This window comes from Dactylosporangium cerinum (assembly GCF_042653625.1).
GTDB lineage: Bacteria > Actinomycetota > Actinomycetes > Mycobacteriales > Micromonosporaceae > Dactylosporangium > Dactylosporangium cerinum.
Map to the genome: position 1 here is coordinate 285,923 of NZ_JBHSIU010000066.1, position 16,888 is coordinate 302,810.

Here is a 16,888-nt window from a genome sequence, read left to right on the forward strand (position 1 = left end):
CCAGGCGAGTGAAGCCAGGAGCTACGAGTGGAGGTGCGGGCATGGCGCGGACAGTCGCCTCCGGGTACGACGTCATTGCCGTCGCGGGTGACCCGGACGAGCGGGGATACCAGTACGGCCTCGCCGCGAAGACCCGGATCGAGCACGCGTTGCGGACCTATGCCGATGTGTTCCGGCACTACGCGTCGTGGGACTGGGACACCGTGCGGCGACATGGACTCCGGTTCGCCGGTCCGATCGAGGACTTCTCGCCGGCGTCCGCGCGGGAGATCCGGGCGATCGCCCGCGGTGCCGGCGTCGAGGTGGCCGACATCCTGGCCCTGAACACCCGCAGCGAGATCATGTTCGCCGCTCCCGGACGGGCCCGGGCGGTGGCATCCACCGAGTGCACGTCGTTCGCGCTGACCCCCGAGCGCACGACCTCCGGCGCCGCGCTGATGGGGCAGAACTGGGACTGGATCGAGGGGGCCCGGGAAACCGCGATCGTGCTGCGGGTGCGCCGGGACGACGGCCCGGACTTCGTCACGGTGGTCGAGGCCGGGATGCTGGCGAAGGTCGGGATCAACTCCAGCGGGGTCGGCCTGTGCACCAACACCCTCATCTCGGACGGGGACGAGGGCCGGTTCGGCGTCCCGTACCACGTGCTGCTGCGATCGGTGCTCGACAGCGACAGTGGTGCGGAGGCCGTCCAGCGGATCCAATCCACATCGCGGGCGAACTCCGCAAATTATCTCATCGCGGACGCGGGCGGGTTCTGCGCGGACCTGGAGACCGGACCGGGCGACGGCCCGTGCGGCGTGATCGCTCCCGTCGACGGTGCGGTCACGCACGCCAACCACTTCCTGGTCGACGGTCTCACGGGGGTGGACCGGTATCTCGAGCGCAAGGCGCACACCCGCAACCGGCTGCACCACCTGACCGCGCGCGTGCAGCAACACGACACGCACACGATCGAGAGCCTGCAGGAGGCGCTGGCCGACCACGCGGACGCACCGCACAGCGTGTGCCAGCACCCGGACTCGGCTCAGCCCGTGGCCGAGCGCACCTGCACCGTCGCGGGGATCGTGATGGACCTTTCGGCTCGCTCGCTGGTGTACGCCGCCGGCAGCCCGTGCGAGTCGACCTGGTCAGCGCCGGTGCGCGTCGATGCCTAGTTCCGGCCGTACGGCTGCCCGACAGGCTGTTAACCTGGCAGCCGTGAAGGTGATCCCCGTCGCGCAGCGCACTGCCGCGGAACACGTGCGATCGCAACTCATCGAACTCATCGAGTCGGGCGAGTTCGCGGTGGGTCAGCGGCTGCCGTCCGAGGCCGAGCTGTCCAAGTCGTTCGAGGTCAGCCGTTCGGTGATCCGTGAGGCGCTGCACAGCGTGAGCGCGCTCGGTCTCACCCGTTCATATGCGGGCAAGGGCACCTTCGTCGACGCGCAGTTCGCGCCGTCCCAACTGCTGACCGGCAAATACCTTCCCCGCGACCTGCACGAGGTCCGCCGGACGCTGGAGGTGCCCTTGGCCGCCCTCGCGGCCGAGCGCCGTTCGCGGACCGACCTCAAGACGATGACCGCGCTGCTCGTGCGGTTCCGTGAGGAGCAGGACCCCTCCATCCGGGTCGGCATCGACGCCGACTTCCACGTGGCCATCGCCACCGCGACCGCCAACCCGCTGTTCCCCCGGCTGGTCTCGGAACTCCGCTCGGTCCTGCAGGAGCAGGCCATCGCCGCGGCAGCCGTCCCGGGCCGGGCGGTCCAGGCGGCCGACGAGCACGACGCCATCCTCGCCGCCATCTCGGAGCGCGACGCCAACGCGGCGGCCAATGCGATGAAGCTGCACCTGGCCGCCGTGGAGGACACCGTGAGCGCGTCCGGACGCCGGAAATAGCAGCCCACGCCTTACGTCGCCGGGGTCAGGCGCTCTCGCCCCGGCGCAGCTCGTAGTCGACGAGGCGTTCCTGGGGCGGCGCGCCGTCCGGGCCGGCCAGGCGGGCGGCGAGCAGGTCGACCGCCACCTGGGCCAGGCGCTCCTTGTCCGGGGCGATGGTGGTCAGTGTCGGCACGCAGAAGCGGCCGTCCTCGATGCCGTCGAAGCCGGCGACCGCCACGTCGTCGGGGACCCGCAGGCCGGCGTCGTGCAGCGCCCGGAGCGCGCCCAGGGCGAGGGTGTCGTTGAAGCAGAACACGGCGTCCGGGCGGGCGCCGGTGGCCAGTAACGCGCGCATGCCGGCGGCGCCGTCGGTGCGGTGCCAGGCCGAGGCCGGCACGATCAGCGTCTCGTCGACGGGCAGCCCGGCGGCGGTCAGCGCGGCGGTGTAGCCGGCCAGGCGGAGCCGGGCCGTGACGCCCTCGGCGGTGTGCTGGGCGCCGATCGCGGCGATCCTGCGCCGGCCGAGGGCGATCAGGTGGGTGGTCATGTCGCGGGCGGCGGCGATGTTGTCGATCGCGACGTGGTCGGCCGGCCCGTGGTGCACGCGCTCGCCGAGCAGCACCATCGGCGCCCGCTCCGAGCCGGTGGCCAGGTCCGCGGCGGTCAGGGCGAGCAGGCTGAAGATGATGCCGTCGATGAGGTGGTCGCGGATGCCGAGGGCGACCGTGCGCTCCTGCTCGGCGGAGCCGTTCGTCTGGTCGATGAGCACGGTCCAGTCGTGCTTGGCCGCGGCGTCGACGACGTGCCGGGCGAGCTCGGCGAAGTAGGGCAGGTCGATCTCGGGCACGGCGAGCGCGATGATGCCGGTGCGGCCGCGGCGCAGGTTGCGCGCGGAGAGATTGGGCCGGTACTCCAGGGCGGCGATCGCCTCTTCGACCTTGGCGCGGGTGTCCGGCCGGACGTGCGGATATCCGTTGACCACATTGGACACCGTCTTCACCGACACCCCGGCGCGCTCGGCGACGTCCTTCAGTCTGTGGCGCACGCGAGGACTCTACCTTGTGTCCAGCTCTTTACAACGTTGTATTCAACGTTGTAGAAAGTCAGCACGTTCGAACGAAAGGCGACACCATTGGACACGGCGAAGGTGACGATCGACCCGGCGTTCCGCATCGGCCCTGCCGACCGGCGGCTGTTCGGCTCCTTCGTCGAGCACATGGGCCGCTGCGTCTACGGCGGCGTCTTCGAGCCCGGCCACCCCACCGCCGACCCGCTCGGGCTGCGCGGCGACGTCCTGGCACTGACCCGGGAACTCGGGGTGTCCGTGGTGCGCTACCCCGGCGGCAACTTCGTCTCCGGCTACCGCTGGGAGGACGGCATCGGCCCCACCGGCGACCGGCCCCGCCGCCTCGATCTGGCCTGGAAGAGCGTCGAGACCAACGCCTTCGGCCTGGACGAGTTCATGGTGTGGGCGCGGGCGGCCGGCGTGGAGCCGATGATGGCGGTCAACCTCGGCACCCGCGGCGTGCAGGAGGCCTGTGACCTGCTGGAATACGCCAACCACCCCGGTGGTACGCACCTGTCGGACCTGCGGCGCAAACACGGCGCCGAGGACCCGTACGACATCCGCCTCTGGTGTCTGGGCAACGAGCTGGACGGCCCGTGGCAGGTCGGGCACAAGACCGCCGACGAATACGGCCGGCTCGCCGCCGAGACGGCCCGGGCGATGAAGATGGTCGACCCGCGGGTCAGCCTCGTCGCCTGCGGCAGCTCCAACCGGGGGATGCCCACCTTCGCCGCCTGGGAGGCCACGGTCCTCGAACACACCTATGAGCACGTCGACTACATCTCCGCGCACACCTACTACGACCCGACCGACGGCGACCGCGCCAGCATCCTGGCCTCCGCGGTCGACATGGACGCGTTCATCACCGAGGTCGTGGCGACCGCCGACCAGGTCGCGGCGAAGCAGCGCCGCACCCGCCGGCTCAAGATCTCCTTCGACGAGTGGAATGTCTGGTATCAGCAGGGCCTCCCCGCCGACCTGGACCGCGACTGGGCCGAGGCGCCCGCACTCATCGAGGACACGTTCACCGCGACCGACGCCGTCGTCGTCGGCGACCTGCTCATCACGCTGCTGCGGCACGCCGACCGGGTCGGCGTCGCCTGCCAGGCGCAGCTGGCCAACGTCATCGCGCCGATCCGCACCGTCACCGGCGGGCCGGCCTGGCGGCAGAGCATCTTCCACCCGTTCGCCCTCACCGCCCGGCACGCCCGCGGCACGGTCCTGCGCACCGAGCCGACCGGCCCCTCCCACGACACCGCCCGCTACGGCCGGGTGCCGTCCGTGGACACCGTCGCCGTCCACGACGAGGAGACCGGCGCCCTCGCGGTCTTCGCGGTCAACCGCGGCGACACCGACATCCAGCTGCAGCTGGACCTGCGCGCCCTGCCCGGGCTCGTCGCCCACGAACACCTCAGCATCGCCGCCGGCGACGCCACCAACACCGCCGAAACACCCGACCGCGTCACCCCGCGCCCGCTCTCACCGCCCACCGCCGGCCTGGTCCGACTCGAGGCCGCCTCCTGGAACCTCATCCGCTTCGCACACCCCCACGAGGAGCGCTGAACCATGACCACCTTCAACCGACGACAGCTGCTGGGCCTGGGGCTCGGTGCCGCCGCCGCGATGACCTTGGCCGCCTGCGGCGACGACGACAAGGGGCCCGCCGCCGCGGGCAACGGCGGCAAGGACTACACCGGCCCCAAGGTCACCATCAACCTGTGGAACGGCTTCACCGGCGGCGACGGCGACATCTTCAAGAAGCTCGTCGACCAGTTCAACACCGAGCACGCCAACATCGCGATCACCGTCGCCACGTACAAGTGGGAGGACTACTACGCCAAACTCCCCGGCGCGGTGTCCAGCGGCAACGGCCCCGACATCGCGGTCATGCACATGGACATGCTCGCCACGTTCGCGGCCCGCAAGGTCATCCAGCCGGTCGACGACGTGGCCTCCGCGCTCGGCCTGAGCGAGTCCGACTTCGCCGCGACGGTCTGGAAGGGCGGCCTGTACCAGAGCAAGCGCTACGGCATCCCGCTCGACATGCACCCCGTCGGCATGTACTACAACAAGGCCCTGTTCCAGAAGGCCGGGCTCGACCCGGCCAAGCCGCCGACGAACCGCAGCGAGTTCGAGGCCACGCTCACCGCGCTGAAGGGAGCCGGCATCCAGGGCTTCTGGATCAGCCCGTTCCAGTTCACCGGCGGCATGACCGGCTACTCACTGGTCCACCAGTTCGGCGGCACGCTCTACAACGCCGACGCGACCAAGGCCACCTTCAACTCCGACCAGGCCGTCGAGGCGGTCAGCTGGCTCACCAAGCTCATCGCAGACGGGCACTCACCGGCCAACGTCGGCCAGGACGCGGACTACCTGGCGCTCAAGAGCAACCAGAACGCCATCAACATCAACGGCATCTGGCAGGTCAACGACCTCAAGAAGAGCCCCGACGTGCAGTGGGGCGTCGCGCCGGTGCCGCAGATCGGCACCAAGAAGGCCGTCTGGGCCAACTCGCACAACTTCACCATCGTGCAGCAGAAGAAGACCGACGAGAACAAGGTCGCCGGCGCGAAGGTCTTCATCAACTGGCTCAGCCAGCACTCCCTGGACTGGGCCGCCGGCGGGCAGGTCCCGGCCCGCAACGCGGTCCGCGACGACCCGAAGTTCAAGGAACTCACCGAGGTCAACACCCTCGCCGCGGAGCTGCCCGACGCCGCGTTCCCACCGGCCGCGCCCGGCATCGGCGACGTCACCAACCTGTTCTACACGGCATTCAACGAGGCGGTGCTGGGCAAGAAGTCACCGAAGCAGGCCCTCGACGACGGCGTGGCCAAGGCCGACAAGCTCCTCGAGGACAACCGCAAGAAGTACGGGAGCTGACCCGGATGAGCTCGCCAGTGGCATCACCCGGATCGCCGCCTGCACCGTCAGGGGCGGCCCGGGTGATGCACGGCAGGTCGACGCCGTACCTGTTCCTGCTGCCGTACCTGCTGATCTTCGGCGGGTTCGGGCTGCTGCCGATCGGGCTGGGCGTGTGGCTGAGCCTGCACCAGTGGGACTTCCAGCTGCCCAACAAGCCGTTCACCGGCCTGGACAACTACACGGAGCTGTTCACGCCCGACTCGCTCGTCTACAGCGACTGGTGGGAGAGCGTCCGCGCCACCGCGATCTTCACCGTGCTCTCGGTGCCGCTGCTCGTCGCGCTGCCGCTCGGCATCGCCGTGCTGCTCAACCGGTCGTTCCCGGGCCGCACGTTCTTCCGGGCGGTGTACTTCGCGCCCTACGTGCTCGGCGTCGCCGTCATCGGGCTGCTGTGGCGGTTCCTGCTCGACGCGAACCTCGGCTTCGTCAACCACCTGTTCGGCACCCACACCCCCTGGCTGACCGCGACCCCGTGGGCGTGGGTGTCCCTCGTCGGCGTCACCGTCTGGTGGACCTGCGGCTTCAACGCCGTCATCTACCTCGCCGGGCTGCAGGACATCCCGGCCGAGCTCTACGAGGCGGCAAAGATGGACGGCGCCTCCGCCTGGCAGCGGTTCTGGCACGTCACCCTGCCCGGGCTGCGACCGGTGCTGCTGTTCGTCATCACCACCACGATTCTCGCCTCGGCCAACATGTTCGGCCAGTCCTACCTGATCACCCAGGGCGCGCCGGGCAACGAGACCCGCACCGTCGTGTCCTACGTCGTCGCACTCGGCATCGGCCAGAACGACGCCGGCCGCGCGGCCGCGATGAGCGTCACCCTCACGCTCATGCTCGCGGTCGTCAGCATCGCCAACTTCCGGCTCTTCCGCTACCAGGAGGACTCGTGACGATCCGCCGCATCGCGCTGTACGCCACCCTCCTGGCCTTCACCGCCGTCTTCGTCATCCCCCTGGTGTGGATGGTGCTGACCTCGTTCAAGACGTACCCCGCCGCCCAGCAGAGCCCACCGACCTGGCTGCCGGACCCGGCCTCGACCTACGGCTACGGCCGGCTGTTCGAGGCCGGCTCGCAGAACCCGGTGCTGCGCTGGTTCGCCAACAGCATGCTCGCCGCCACCCTGCACGCCGTGCTCGTGCTCGCCACCGCCTCCACCGCCGCCTACGCCCTGGCCCGGATGCGGTTCCGCGGCCGGGGCGCGGTGTTCGGGCTCATCGTCGCCACCCTGTTCGTGCCCCCGGCGACCCTGATCATCCCGAGCTTCCTCATCGTGGACACCATCGGCTGGCTCGACACGCTCACCGTGCTGGTCGTGCCCACCGCGGCCTCGGCCTTCGGCGTCTTCTTCCTGCGCCAGTTCTTCCTGTCGCTGCCCCGCGAACTGGAGGAGGCCGCGATCCTCGACGGCGCGAACCAGTGGCAGGTGTTCGTGAAGGTCGTCCTGCCGCTGTCCCGGCCGGCCCTGGCGACCCTGCTCGTGCTGTCGTTCCTCACCAACTGGAACGACTTCCTCTGGCCGGTCTTCACCCTGTTCAGCGCCGACCACCTGACCCTGCCGGCCGGGCTCGGCCTGCTGCAGGGCGCCTACGTCACCGACTACCCCGTCGTCATGGCCGGCGCCGTCCTGGCCAGCGTCCCGGCGCTGGTGCTCTTCGTCCTCGCCCAGCGCTACGTGATCGAGGGCGTCTCCCGCAGCGGGCTCAAGGGGTGAACCGCCCGCTCCTGGCCGCCGCTGTCGTCGCCGCGCTCTCCCTTGGCGGCTGCGACGGCGGCGGCCCCCCACCCGCCGCGGAAGGTTCCAGCATGTTCACCAACCCGGTCCACACCGCCGACACCCCGGACCCGCAGGCGATCCTCGTCGACGGCACCTGGCACCTCTTCCACACCAACGCCTCCGGCGCGAACGTCCCCGTCCTCACGTCGCCGGACCTGGTCACCTGGACCCCGGCCGGCGACGCGTTCCCGGCCCTGCCGGCCTGGGCCGCACCGGGCAAGACCTGGGCGCCGGAGGTCCTCGCGCTCGACCCTGGGCGCTACGTGCTCTACCCGACGGTCGCCGACCGCGCCTCCGGGCGGCAGTGCATCGGCCGGGCGACCGCGACGGCGCCCGGCGGTCCCTACGTGGACAGTGCCGCCGGTCCGCTGGTGTGCCAGGCGGACCTCGGCGGTTCGATCGACGCCAGCCCGTTCCGCGACACCGACGGCAGCCTCTACCTGCTGTGGAAGAACGACGGCAACGCCATCGGGCAGGACACCTGGCTGTGGTCGCAGCGCCTGTCGCCGGACGGCCTGACGCTGCTGGGCGAGCCTTCGCGGCTGCTTCGGCAGACCGAGCCGTGGGAGGGCCACGTCGTGGAGGGCCCGTTCCTGTGGCGGCACGACGGTCAGCTGTTCCTGTTCTACGCCGCCAACGCCTACGACAAGGCCGACTACGCCGAGGGGTACGCACTGTGCGACACCCCGCTCGGCCCCTGCCACAAGCCGCCCGGCAACCCGATCCTCACGTCCGGCAACGGCGCCTCCGGGCCTGGCCATGCCTCCATGGTGGAGCACGACGGACGGACCTGGCTGCTGTACCACGCGTGGCCGGCCGGCGCGGAAGGCTCGATCGCTCCCGGCCGGCAGCTCTGGCTCGACGAGGTCACCTGGGAGGACGGCCGGCCGGTGGTGCACGGCCCGACATCCACCCCGCAGCGCCGCCCCTGACGCCGGCGCCGGCTCTATGGTGTCCCTCGTGACCGACGTATTCGATCTTCATGCCGAACTCGCCGGCGGCGTTCGTGATGCTCGTGGTGCGTGGCGCTTCGTCCGGCTGTTCGCAGCTCGATACGCAACCCCGATCGGCCGTGGCTGAGCCGGACCCGCCGGCGGTGTTCCGGCTCGAATCGTCCAGGCCGGCGGAACGCGCCTGGCAGCCCTACTTCGATCGGGTGTCGGTCGCTTGTGTGGAGATGGCACTGTCGGAGTGGATGCTCTCGGGCGAGATGCTCACCGACAACCGTGAGCTGGACGACGAAGCCAGGGTGTCGCTGGAGCAGCACTTCCGCCGGCTGCCGATCCCTGACTACCCGCTGTGGGCGGGCGGCGGGCCGATGCGGTGGTTCGAAGGGCCTGGGGCAATCCTGCGTGAGGACGCTGGGACGTGGTTGTGGGTCCGCGCGACGTCGGCCGACGCCATCGCCGCAGTACGGCAGGTGGTGCCGGGCGAATGGCTGGATGGCGGCGAGTGCTGGACGGACGAGTGATGGGCGGAGCATGCTCGTGAGCCTCGCCGTACGTCCACTCGCAGCGCCCGACCGTTTCCGCTACGGCGCGGGGCGGATCGCGTCGAACTCGATGGGCAGGTGGCTGGGGCCGCGCAGGGTCGGGTTCGGGCGGTACGGCGGTGGGTCGGATGCCAGCCGCGGGTTTACCAGCCGCTGCGCGAGGGCTGCCAGGGCGACCTGCGTCTCGACCCGGGCGAGCGGCGCGCCGAAGCAGTAGTGGATGCCGCTGCCGTATCCGAGGTGCTGGTTGTCGGGGCGGTCGGGGTTGAACTGGTCGGGCTCGGTGAAACGCTTCGGGTCGCGGCTGGCGGCGGCGAGCATGAGCATGAGCGGCGAGCCGGCCGGGATCGTGGTGCCGTCGACGTCGATGTCGGCGAGGGTGCTGCGGCTGGTGATCATGTGCACCGGCGGCTCGTACCGCAGCAGCTCTTCGACCAATGGCACGGCCCGGTCGGGGTCGCGGCGTAGCCGATCGAGGTGGTCCGGATGGCGTAGCAGGGTGAGCATGCCGTTGGCGATCAGGTTCACCGTGGTCTCGTGGCCGGCGACGAGCAGCAGCGCGCTCGTCGCGACGATGTCGCCGCGGGCCAGCGGGCCGTGCGGGCCGGGGTCGGCGAGCATGCCGGAGATCAGGTCGTCGCCTGGGTGGTCGCCGCGGTCGTCGACCAGGGCGGCCAGGTATCGGCCGAGCTCGGCGGTGGCCGCGTTGCGGGCCTCCTGCCGTTGGGGGAACGTGCCGGTGCTCGGGTCGAAGGTGCGGATGAGCGCGTCCGCCCACTCGTGGAAGCGGGGCTGGTCCTCGCGGGGCACGCCGAGCAGCCGGCAGATCGCCGCGACCGGCAGCGGGTAGGCGAACTCCTCGACCAGGTCGACCTGGGTACGGCCGGCGAAGCCGTCGATGAGGTCGTTCGAGAAGTCGGTCAACCAGGGACGCAGGGCCTGGATGCGTCCGGGCGTGTGCGGCGGTCCGAACGGGCGCATCGCCGCGTCGCGCAGCCGGTCGTGCTCCGGCGGGTCGAGGCGGATGAACTCCATCGGCAGACCGTCGGGGGACGCCGTCAGGTCGTCGCTGCCGGGATGGTTGCGCGGGTCGGAGCTGAGCCGTGGGTCGTGGAGCAGGGCGACGACCTCGTCGTAGGTGCTGACGACGTAGGTGCCGTCCGGCTGACGGGCCACCGGGGTCTCCCGGAGGCGTTCGTAGAGCGGGTACGGGTCGGCCCGGCTGGCCGGGTCGAGGATCCGGTCAAGAAGTGCCATCGGTGCCCCCTTCAGCGGTGGTGGACCAGTTCGGCGCGGCGATCGCTCGGAGCGTGCCCGGTCACCAGCACCGTCGCCTCGAGGTCGCGCGTGCCGTGGTCGGGCAGGCCGGGCGGCACGGGGCGCCGGTCGGCGGGCGGGTCGACGGCGCGGAAGTCCGGCGGGAACGGCGCGGACCGCTCGATCAGTCGCTGGTAGAACTCCAGCCACCGGCCCTGATCGAAGGCGACCGCGGCGGTGATGCGCCCCTCCTTGCCGTAGACGGCCACGAACCGGCGCCGGTCGGTGCTGCCCTGCGCGATGACGACCTGGTCGGCGAACGTCGGTACGCCGACGGATTTGATGTTGACGCCGAACTGGGAGGACCAGAAGACCGGTGTGGCCAGGTGCGGCCAGCGGTCCGGCGTGGCGCTGATCATGTTGTGGGCGGCGACTTCGGCCTGGGTGACCGCGTTGCCCCAGTGCTCCAGTGCCAGGAACTGGTAGTCGTACAGCGGGTGCGGGAACCGGGCGACGTCCCCCGCCACGAACACGTCGTCGGTGACCAGGCCGTTGACGTCGAACGCGCGGCAGCCGGCGTCGCAGCCCACGCCCCAGGCGCCCACGGCGAGACCCGAGTCGTACAGCCACTCGGTGTTGCGAAGCGCCCCGAGCGCGACGACCGCCACGTCGGCGTCGACGGTGGTGCCGTCGGACAGATGTGCCCGGCGTAGCCGGCCGGCATCGCCCTCGAGCGCGGCGACGGTGACGCCGCAGCGCAGGTCGACGCCGTGCTCGCGGTGCAGGTCGGCGGCGACCGCGCCGACGACGGCGCCGAGCGCGCCGACCAGCGGGGTCGCGCCGCGCTCCGCGACGGTCACGGGCAGGCCGCGCTCCCTGCAGACGGACGCGACCTCGGAGCCGGTGAAGCCGGCGCCGATCACGAGCACACGGTCGGGACGCGCGTCGAGGCGTTGGCGCAGCGCGGCCGCGTCGTCCCGGCCGCGGAGCACGAACACGCCGTCGAGCGCCGCCTCGGCCGGGTCGGGCCAGGGCCGGGCCCGGGTGCCGGTGGTGACGAGCAGCCGGTCGTACTCGACCGCGCTGCCGTCGGCGAGGTGTACCCGTCGCTCAGCGCGGTCCAGGGCGGTTGCAGGGGTACCGAGCACCCACTCCGCGTCGAGCTCGTCGCGGCGGGGCAGCTCGGTGTGATCGGCGCCGAGCCAGCCGTCGAGGACCTGCTTGGACAGTGGCGGCCGGTCGTAGGGCTGGTGCGGCTCGTCGCCGATGACCGTCAGCGATCCGCGGAAGCCGTCGCGGCGCAGGACCGCCGCGGCGCGGGTGCCGGCCAGCGACGCGCCGACGATGACGACCCGGCCTTCCCGGCGCAGCATCTCGAGGCTGGGGTCGGCCCGGCCCGGCCGTCCCGCCGCCGTGACGGGCTCGTCAGCCTCCCGGGCGCCGAGCCCGTCGACCAGGATCGCCTGCACGGGGCAGGCGGCCGCGGCCTGCAGGACGCGCGCCCGCTGCGCCTCGTCCGGTTCGGCGTCGTACAGCAAGGCCTCGCTTCCATGCATCCGGAACACGTCCGGCGAGAGGAATGCGCACTGGGCATATCCCTGACAACGGGTGAGATTCACGACGACCCTCATCAGCCGACCTCCCGGACGAGACGTCCGGCGGGTCTGCCCGCTGCCGCGGCGACAAAACCTGGTGAAGCGGCCGATCTCTCCTCCGGCAACAATGGCGGCGGTACCCCTGCGGGCGGTGCAATCGGGTCCTGTGGTGAAGTGACCACCGTCCCTTGGGAAGGCCGGCGATCGATCGGCGAGCCGCGTGTCGTGGAGGTGGGCGGGTTGGACGACCTCGACAGTCTCTGGAATGACGCTGCTGACTACGGCGCCGACGGGGAGGTCCCTGAAGGAACCCCCTCGGGTGTCGAGCAGCTCGCGTCCTTGCTGCGCGTCCACAATTCAGCGATGGGTGGCGGCCTGGGCTTCGCGCTGGAGGTCAACGAGCCGTTTCGCGTCAGGCGCGCGATCGACGCCATGCGGTACTTCGGGTTGCCGGCGCCCGCGGACCTTTTGGAGGACGTCCTGCGCCGCAGCTTGATCGGCGAGTCCGCCGATTCGTGGACGGACGACTTCTACGACCTGGTGGACGATGAGCTCGTGCGTGGGGCATTCAAGGCAAAGGCGGCCGAGGTACCGGCCGACTTCGGCCGTGGATAAGGCGTTCGGCCGTTGCGGAGGTCGCGGGCGAACCGCCGGTGCTCGTCTGCAAGGTCGCTGTGCTGTCGCCGAGCGGACCGGAGCCTTCATCCTGCTGGCCGTAACCTGCCGACGCGACCAGCGGTGATGTCGACGGCTGCGGCGGCGAGTTACAACTGGGTCGGCGGCACCCGGCTCGGCTGGCCCTGGCCCCGGGTGCGGATCAGGTCGAGCAGGCCCGCCGGTGAGGACAGCATGGCGGTCAGCGGGACGGTGCCGGGCTGCCACTGCGGTCCGTAGAGTTCGCGCAGTTCGTCGAGCACCTCGCCGGCCTCGGGCTCGCCGTCGAGATAGTCGAGGTCGTTCGCGCCCTGCGCGGTGGCGCCGACGACGTCGATCGTCAGCTCGGTCAGCGGCAGGAGCGAGAACTGCCCGGCCTGGTTGCGGAACACCGGTGCGAGCTGCCGCCCGCCGGCGATGTCGGTCCATGGCACGCTCACCGGCTGGTATCGCCGTCGCCGGGGCAGCAGCAGCCCGCGCGGGGCGATGGTCAGGCCGAGCGCGTCACCGGTGATCCGGCACGGAAGCCAGCCCTGGTAGCTGAAGAGCGCGAGGCCGCCGGCATCCCACAGCCAGGCGGTGGCCATCGCGGCGTCGAGGTGCCCCTCCCACCGCCCCTGACCGCTGGCCTGCGCGGCGAGCACCCGGCGACGGGCCAGCCATTGACCGCCGTAGGCGGCGGCGGCGAGCGCCAGCACGGCCGGAACGACCGGCCAGGCGCCGGTCGACAGCAGGGCCAGCAGCGGGACACAGGCGAGCAGCAACGGGACGGCGGCAGCCAGCCGTGACGAGCCCTTGTTCGGCAACGCGTCCGCCCTTCCCGATCATGATCGCGGCCAAGGATATCGGCGCGACCTGCCTCGCCGGCCGTGGCGTCAAGGCGTCGTCACCGTGTCGGTGCAGGCCGGTGGATGATGGTCGCACATGCCCAGCCACTCATCCGAGCGAGAGATCGGTTCCCCTGATGGCAGGCGCTCTGGTGCCCACGTTGCTGCTCGCCTCGGCGGCGGCGTTCCTGCTGGCGATGCTGTCGGCGGTGGCCGGGTTCGGTGGTGGTGTGCTGCTGCTGCCGGTGTTCACCGCCCTGTTCGGGCTGCGCTTCGCCGTGCCGATGCTGACGCTCACCCAACTGTCGAGCAACGGCTCCCGGACGTGGCTCAACCGCGACGCGGTGCGCTGGCCGCTGGTGGGCTGGTTCGCCGCCGGGGCCGTCCCGCTGGCCGTCGCCGGGGCGCTGTTGTTGACGCACGCACCGCTGAGCCCGCTGAAACGCATCCTCGGGGTCTTCCTGATCGCCGTCGTCGGCTGGCGCCGGCTGCACCGCCGGCCCGGCGCGCTCAGCGACCGTGCGTTCGCCGGGGTCGGCGCGGCCTCCGGGTTCGGGTCCGCGCTGCTGGGCTCGGTCGGCCCGCTGACCGCCCCGTTCTTCCTCGCCTACGGCCTGACCCGGGCCGCCTACATCGGCACCGAAGCGGCCGCCGCGCTGACCATGCACCTCACCAAGGTCGTGGCGTACGGGACCGGTGACCTGCTCACCGTGCGGGTGCTGCTGTACGGCGCCGCCCTCACCCCGGCCACGCTCGCCGGTGCGTGGGTCGGCAAGAAGATCGTCGGCCGGGTCAGCGACCGGGTGTTCGTCGTCCTGGTCGAGGCCGGCCTGCTCGTCGCCGGACTGTGCTTCCTGGTGGGCCTCTCCTGACCGCCGGTCGTCACCGTGTCCGGCGGTCCTTGTCGGTTACAGCAGCTGCAGCGTGTACGCGAGCCGCACCGCGTCCCGGCGGCGGCGCACCTTGAGTTTGCGGTAGATGCCGCTGACGTGGGATTTCACGGTGTTGTCGGTCAGGTGGAGCGCAGCGGCGATCTCGGCGACCGTCAGCAGGGTGTTGAGCAGGCGCAGGACATCCAGTTCGCGATCGGTGAGCGTCGCCGGTGGCACCCGATCGGCCGGCCCGCGGACTGGTGGGCCCGGATCCACCGTGTTCTGCGGCGGGTTGAGCAGGAAGGGGCGCCGGATGCCGGCCGGTGCGGCGATACGTTCGGCCTGGCGGCGCAGGTGGGTGGCGTGTTCGAGGTGACCGGTCTGCGCTGCCGCGTCCGCGAGCAGGAGCAGGGCGTCGATGCGGCACAGGGTGGAGCCGTCGGTGTGTTGCACGAAGGTCTGCAGCGTTTCGGTGGCCTCGGCGGCCCGGTGCTGGGCGAGCAGGAGGCCGGCGTCGACGAGGCGGCGGAGCGGGTCGGTGAGCCACACCGCGTAGGTCTGCGCGTGCCGCTCGGCATCGATGGTGTGCCCGTTGGCCAGGAGCAGCTGGACGTGCAGGTGGAGCAGCTCCGCTGACGGCGTGCCGGTCTCGATGAGCTGCCGGGTGGTGCGCAGCGCGGCCTGGACGTCGCCGCGCTGCTGCTCGATCATGGCGCGGTGCAGGTGTTCGGCGGCGGTGAGTGGGGCGTCCGTGCGCCACAGGTCGACGGCGAGCCCGCGGAGCTGCTCGGCGGCGGCGGTGAGCTCGTTGCGTTGGATGTGCACGGCGGCCAGCACGATCGTGGCCCAGCCGTCGTCGTGCGCGCCGCTGACCCCGTGATCGGCGAGGATCCGGCGGGTCTGGCCGGCGCGGGCCGCGGCCAGTTGGAGGTTGCCGAGCTGCAGCTCCGTGGCGGCGGAGTGCCGCAGCGCCCGGGCGTGGGGGAGCGGTCCGAGCTGGTGGGCGGCGCGGAGCCAGGCGATGAGGTGCGTTCGAGCCTCGAGCGGGCGGCCGGCGTTCAGGGCGGCGATGACGGGTGCGGCCCGCTCGACGACGTGCCGGGCGGCGTCCGCGTCCGGTGCGTCCCGGGCCGTGGCCGCCGTCTGTGCCAGCACGCCGGCAACCGCGGTCACCGGTCCGGCGTGCCGGGATGGCCTGTTGCCGGCCACCAGTGGAACCGGCCAGGTGGGTGACGGCGCCGGGATCACGGTGATCAGCGGGCCGTCGGCGAGCAGGTGGAAGCGGTACCTGGTGGTCAGCTCCGCGGCGTGCGCATGATCGCCGGCGGCGGTGGCGTGGTGGACCGCTTCGCGGTACCGGCCGTGGGCGAGGTACCAGTCGCCGGCGGTGCGGTGCAGGCTTCGCAGCCGGTCCGGTTCGAAGTGCTGGGCGTGCAGGTACAGGGCCGTGCGCCACAGGCGGCAGTACCGGTGCCAACCGCGCTCGCCGACAGCAACGGCGAACATGCCGTCCCGGGCGAGCTCCTCCAGGAGCCGCCCGGCGTCGGGCCGGCCGGTGAGGGCGGTGAACAGCGCCGCGGAGACGGTCTCCACCGAGCTGGTGTCGGCGACCGCCCGGCGGTCGTCGTCGGACAGGTGCGCCAGGACGTCGCCGACGACGTAGTCGTGCAGGGTCGCACCGATGGCGTGCAGCCGGTGCAGCTGATGCCCGGTGCCGACCGGATCGCCGGCGATGCTCGTGGCCGCGACGATCGCGCCCGCGGTCCAGCCGCCGGTCACCGCGTACACCTCGGCGAGGGTCTCTGGTGACAGGCGGCCGTAGCGGGCGCAGAGCCGCGCGGTCTCGTCCTCGGTCAGCGCGAGCGCGGAACCGTCGATCTCGGTGCTGCCGGCGGTCGGCAGGCAGGCCCGGAGCCGGGGCGGCACCCACCGGCCGGCGATGACGAGCCTCGGCCCGACCGGCTCGGCAAGCAGACCGATGATGTCGTCGAGTTGCGTCTTGCTCGCACGGTGTACGTTGTCCAATACCATCGACATCGACGTCTTGGACCGGACGGGCGGGCGCAACCGCGCCGGTCCGTCGTGGGCAAGGTCGTAGAAGGTGACCATGGGCTGTTCGGCGCACCAGGCCCGCAGCAGCTCGGTCTTGCCGATTCCCGCCGGCCCGATCACCAGGACGCATCGATGTCCTGCGGCGCCGTCGAGGGTGTCGTGCAGGCGGTCCCGGCGCAGGTGCCGGGACGACAACGCGTTCCCAGGCGGTGCCACATCGTCGAGGTCCGTCATCACGAACCGTCCCGGAGGCCCGACTGTGAGCGGGCGTCGCGCCACGTGATGCACGGAATTGAACCCATTTGCACCTCCGACCTCCGCTGACGATCTTCCGCTAGCCCCATCGAGTCGGTGGGCAGCATCGATAGGACGGTCTGTGTCGCCACCCTGCCGCATCAACGGAACGTGTGTCTACCTTCGACGGATCGTCAGACTTTTTTCCGCGCCGGTATTACCGAAACGCAACACTGGGCCGGTCGCGTCATACTCGCGATGAATGTCGGCATCGCTGCACGGCGGT

The 16,888-nt window shown here is 71.4% G+C and carries 15 protein-coding genes; 10 read left to right on the top strand and 5 right to left on the bottom strand.

Translation table 11 applies throughout. From position 1 onward, the window contains the following. Positions 1-41: 41 nt before the first annotated feature. Positions 42-1,154, top strand: a complete 1,113-nt coding sequence (locus ACFPIJ_RS43655; RefSeq protein WP_380124850.1) for a C45 family autoproteolytic acyltransferase/hydolase — start codon at positions 42-44, stop codon at positions 1,152-1,154. 43 nt (positions 1,155-1,197) lie between these two features. Then, positions 1,198-1,875 (top strand): FadR/GntR family transcriptional regulator, encoded by a 678-nt coding sequence (locus ACFPIJ_RS43660; RefSeq protein WP_380124852.1) that lies wholly within the window; start codon positions 1,198-1,200, stop codon positions 1,873-1,875. A 25-nt stretch (positions 1,876-1,900) separates the two neighbouring features. On the opposite strand, the gene ACFPIJ_RS43665 is transcribed toward ACFPIJ_RS43660, so the two are convergent. Further along, positions 1,901-2,902, bottom strand: coding sequence for a LacI family DNA-binding transcriptional regulator (locus ACFPIJ_RS43665; RefSeq protein ID WP_380124854.1), 1,002 nt, complete (start codon positions 2,900-2,902; stop codon positions 1,901-1,903). 87 nt (positions 2,903-2,989) lie between these two features. On the opposite strand from ACFPIJ_RS43665, the gene arfA reads away from it, so the two are divergent. From arfA to ACFPIJ_RS43695, 6 genes are all read left to right on the top strand, one after another. Then, complete coding sequence (gene arfA / locus ACFPIJ_RS43670) at positions 2,990-4,486, top strand: arabinosylfuranosidase ArfA (RefSeq protein WP_380124856.1); 1,497 nt, start codon at positions 2,990-2,992, stop codon at positions 4,484-4,486. A 3-nt stretch (positions 4,487-4,489) separates the two neighbouring features. Continuing rightward, positions 4,490-5,803 (top strand): ABC transporter substrate-binding protein, encoded by a 1,314-nt coding sequence (locus ACFPIJ_RS43675; protein ID WP_380124858.1) that lies wholly within the window; start codon positions 4,490-4,492, stop codon positions 5,801-5,803. A 65-nt stretch (positions 5,804-5,868) separates the two neighbouring features. Next, positions 5,869-6,735 (top strand): carbohydrate ABC transporter permease, encoded by an 867-nt coding sequence (locus tag ACFPIJ_RS43680; protein WP_380125417.1) that lies wholly within the window; start codon positions 5,869-5,871, stop codon positions 6,733-6,735. Continuing rightward, positions 6,732-7,556, top strand: coding sequence for a carbohydrate ABC transporter permease (locus tag ACFPIJ_RS43685; RefSeq protein ID WP_380124860.1), 825 nt, complete (start codon positions 6,732-6,734; stop codon positions 7,554-7,556). The genes ACFPIJ_RS43680 and ACFPIJ_RS43685 overlap by 4 nt, the downstream gene beginning before the upstream one ends. Then, a complete protein-coding gene (locus ACFPIJ_RS43690; protein WP_380124862.1) occupies positions 7,553-8,551 on the top strand; it encodes a glycoside hydrolase family 43 protein in 999 nt (332 codons plus the stop codon). The genes ACFPIJ_RS43685 and ACFPIJ_RS43690 overlap by 4 nt, the downstream gene beginning before the upstream one ends. Positions 8,552-8,625: 74 nt before the next feature. Next, positions 8,626-9,090: a hypothetical protein gene (locus ACFPIJ_RS43695; RefSeq protein ID WP_380124864.1), complete on the top strand. Its 465-nt coding sequence runs from the start codon at positions 8,626-8,628 to the stop codon at positions 9,088-9,090. Positions 9,091-9,150: 60 nt separating this feature from the next. Here the strand turns inward: ACFPIJ_RS43695 and ACFPIJ_RS43700 are convergent, their stop codons facing one another. Then, positions 9,151-10,368 carry a cytochrome P450 gene (locus tag ACFPIJ_RS43700; protein WP_380124866.1) on the bottom strand — a complete coding sequence of 406 codons (1,218 nt, stop codon included), beginning with the start codon at positions 10,366-10,368 and terminating at the stop codon, positions 9,151-9,153. Between the two features lie 11 nt (positions 10,369-10,379). Continuing rightward, on the bottom strand, positions 10,380-11,999 hold the full coding sequence (locus tag ACFPIJ_RS43705) for an FAD-dependent oxidoreductase (protein ID WP_380124868.1): 1,620 nt from the start codon (positions 11,997-11,999) through the stop codon (positions 10,380-10,382). A gap of 204 nt (positions 12,000-12,203) precedes the next feature. Here ACFPIJ_RS43705 and ACFPIJ_RS43710 point away from each other — a divergent pair, with 204 nt between their 5' ends. Next, positions 12,204-12,578 carry a hypothetical protein gene (locus ACFPIJ_RS43710; RefSeq protein WP_380124870.1) on the top strand — a complete coding sequence of 125 codons (375 nt, stop codon included), beginning with the start codon at positions 12,204-12,206 and terminating at the stop codon, positions 12,576-12,578. Between the two features lie 149 nt (positions 12,579-12,727). Here ACFPIJ_RS43710 and ACFPIJ_RS43715 read toward each other — a convergent pair whose 3' ends face one another. Beyond that, positions 12,728-13,423, bottom strand: a complete 696-nt coding sequence (locus ACFPIJ_RS43715) for a hypothetical protein (protein ID WP_380124872.1) — start codon at positions 13,421-13,423, stop codon at positions 12,728-12,730. Positions 13,424-13,581: 158 nt separating this feature from the next. Here ACFPIJ_RS43715 and ACFPIJ_RS43720 point away from each other — a divergent pair, with 158 nt between their 5' ends. Then, entirely contained in the window at positions 13,582-14,316 is a 735-nt protein-coding gene (locus ACFPIJ_RS43720) for a sulfite exporter TauE/SafE family protein (RefSeq protein ID WP_380124874.1), read from the top strand. 36 nt (positions 14,317-14,352) lie between these two features. On the opposite strand, the gene ACFPIJ_RS43725 is transcribed toward ACFPIJ_RS43720, so the two are convergent. Next, positions 14,353-16,602 carry a winged helix-turn-helix domain-containing protein gene (locus ACFPIJ_RS43725; RefSeq protein ID WP_380124876.1) on the bottom strand — a complete coding sequence of 750 codons (2,250 nt, stop codon included), beginning with the start codon at positions 16,600-16,602 and terminating at the stop codon, positions 14,353-14,355. Between the last annotated feature and the right edge of the window lie 286 nt (positions 16,603-16,888).